Consider the following 2,810-nt stretch of genomic DNA (forward strand, 5'->3'; position numbering starts at 1 on the left):
CGTCCCAGCAGCGGGTGATCCGGGCCGCGCTGGCCAACGCCGGACTGACGGCGGACCAGGTCGACGCGGTCGAGGCGCACGGCACGGGCACCTCGCTGGGCGACCCGATCGAGGCGCAGGCGCTGCTCGCCACCTACGGCGAGGAGCACACCGACGAGCGACCGCTCTGGCTCGGCTCGATCAAGTCGAACCTGGGCCACACCCAGGCCGCCGCCGGAGCCGCCGGAATCATCAAGATGGTCATGGCGATGCGCCACGGCGTGCTGCCGCAGACCCTGCACGTGGACGAGCCCACGCCGCACGTCGACTGGTCGGCCGGAGCGGTGGAGCTGCTGACCGAGGCACGTGCGTGGCCGGAGACGGGTCGGCCGCGTCGCGCGGGCGTCTCGTCCTTCGGGGTGAGCGGCACCAACGCGCACGCCATCATCGAGCAGGCCCCCGAACCCGCCGTCCAGGCAGACCCGGTCGCCCCGGCCGTGCTGCCCTGGGTGCTCTCGGCGAAGAGCCGCGAGGCGCTGCGCGGCCAGGCGGCCAAGCTGCACGAGCGGCTCACCGCCGAGCCCGAGGCGCACCCGGTCGACGTCGCCTTCTCGCTGGCCGTCACGCGCGGTGCCCTGGAGCAGCGCGCCGCCGTGGTCGGCGCCGACCGGGCGGAGCTGCTGCGCGGCCTGGCGGCGCTGGCCGCCGGTGAGCCGTCCGGCAGTCTGGTCGAGGGCGCCGCGGGCACCGCGCCGCGCACGGCGTTCCTCTTCGCCGGGCAGGGCAGCCAGCGGGTCGGCATGGGCGCCGAACTGTACGGCGCGTTCCCTGTGTTCGCCGCCGCCTACGATGCGGTCCGCGCGGAGCTGGACCGGCACCTGGAGACGCCGCTCGCGGACGCCGCCGAGCTGATCGACCGGACCGAGTACACACAGCCGGCGCTGTTCGCGCTGGAGGTGGCGCTCTTCCGCCTGGTCGAGTCCTGGGGTGTCCGCCCGGACTACCTGGCCGGGCACTCCATCGGCGAGATCGCGGCCGCGCACGTCGCGGGCGTCCTCTCGCTCGCGGATGCGGCGAAGCTGGTCGCCGCGCGCGGTCGCATGATGCAGGCGCTGCCCGCCGGTGGCGCGATGGCGGCCGTCCGGGCCGCCGAGGGCGAGGTGCTGCCGCTGCTCGCGGGACGCGAGCACGAGGTGGGCATCGCGGCGGTCAACGGGCCCACGTCCGTGGTGCTGTCGGGCGCCGAGCAGGCCGTCGTCGAGATCGCCGGGCAACTGGCGGCGGAGGGGCGCAAGACCAAGCGCCTGACGGTCAGCCACGCGTTCCACTCGCCGCTGATGGACCCGATGCTGGACGAGTTCCGGGCGCTCGCGGAGTCGCTGGAGTACCACGCCCCGCAGCTCACCATCGTCTCCACCCTGGACCGGGACGCCGACCTGGCCTCGCCCGGGTACTGGGTGCGCCACGTCCGTGAGGCCGTCCGCTTCGCCGACGCGATCGAGGCGCTGGAGGCCGAAGGCGTCCGCACCTTCCTGGAGTTGGGCCCGGACGGCACTCTCGCCGCGCTCGGCCAGGAGTGCGTGACCGAGGACGCGGTGTTCACGCCCGTGCTGCGTCGCGACCGCGACGAGGCGCGGACCTTCGCCACGGCGCTCGCCCAACTGCACGTGCGAGGTGTCGCGCTGGACTGGACGGCGGTCTTCGCCGGTACCGGGGCGCGCCGGGTGGAGCTGCCGACCTACGCCTTCCAGCGCGAGCGGTACTGGCTGGAGGCCCCGGCGCTGTGGGCCGCCGACGTCGCGTCGGCGGGTCTGGTGACCCCCGAGCACCCGCTGCTCGGGGCCGCCGCCGCGCTGGCCGAGTCGGACGGCTTCCTGTTCACCGGGCGGCTGGCCCTGGACACCCATCCCTGGCTGGCCGATCACGCGGTCTCCGGGGCGGTGCTGCTGCCGGGCACCGCCTTCGTCGAGCTCGCGGTGCGCGCGGGCGACCAGGCGGGCTGTGACCGCCTGGAGGAGCTGACCCTGATGGCGCCCCTGGTGCTGCCGCACAGCGGCGCGCTCCAGGTGCAGCTCTGGCTCGGCCCCGCCGACGCGTCGGGCCGCCGGGCGCTCGCGGTGCACTCCCGTCCCGAGGACGCGCCGGCCGACGAGCCGTGGACCAAGCACGCCGACGGCGCGCTGGGCACCGGCCCGGCCGGTGCGCCGGCCGACGCAGCCGACCTGGCCGCGTGGCCGCCCGCCGACGCGGTGCCGCTGGAGACCACCGGTTTCTACGAGCGCCTGGCGGTCGGCGGATTCGCCTACGGGCCCGCCTTCCAGGGTCTGACCGCCGCCTGGCAGCGGGGCGAGGAGATCTTCGCCGAGGTCCGGCTGCCCGAGGGCGCCGAGCCGGACGGCAGCCTGTTCGGCCTGCACCCCGCGCTGCTCGACGCCGCGCTGCACGGCACCTTCCTCCAGGGAAGCGGCGCCGAGGGCGGCCGACTGCCGTTCGCCTGGAGCGGCGTCACCCTGCACGCGGCCGGTGCGACCGCGCTGCGGGTGCGGATCACCCCGCAGGGCACGGACGCGGTCGCCCTCGCGCTCGCCGACGCCACCGGCGCGCCGGTGGCCACCGTCGAGTCGCTGGTGCTGCGTCCGGTCGCCGCCGACCAGTTGCGCGGTGCCGCGCGTGGTGCGCACCACGAGTCGCTGTTCCGGGTGGAGTGGGCGGCGCTGCCGGCGGTGGCCGACGCCGTGGAGCGCGGTCGTTGGGCTGGGCTCGGTGGCACGCTCGACGGTCTCGCGGCCGAGAGCTTCGCCGATCTGGCGCAGCTGGCGGCGGCCGACGCC

General features: G+C 76.0%; 1 protein-coding gene. It reads left to right on the forward strand.

Translation table 11 applies throughout. The features are described from left to right. Window positions 1-2,810: type I polyketide synthase (locus TR48_RS35435; RefSeq protein ID WP_236652471.1), on the forward strand; the 2,810-nt coding region annotated here is incomplete at both ends.

The sequence above is a fragment of the Streptacidiphilus neutrinimicus genome (assembly GCF_000787815.1).
In the GTDB taxonomy this organism is placed as follows: domain Bacteria; phylum Actinomycetota; class Actinomycetes; order Streptomycetales; family Streptomycetaceae; genus Streptacidiphilus; species Streptacidiphilus neutrinimicus.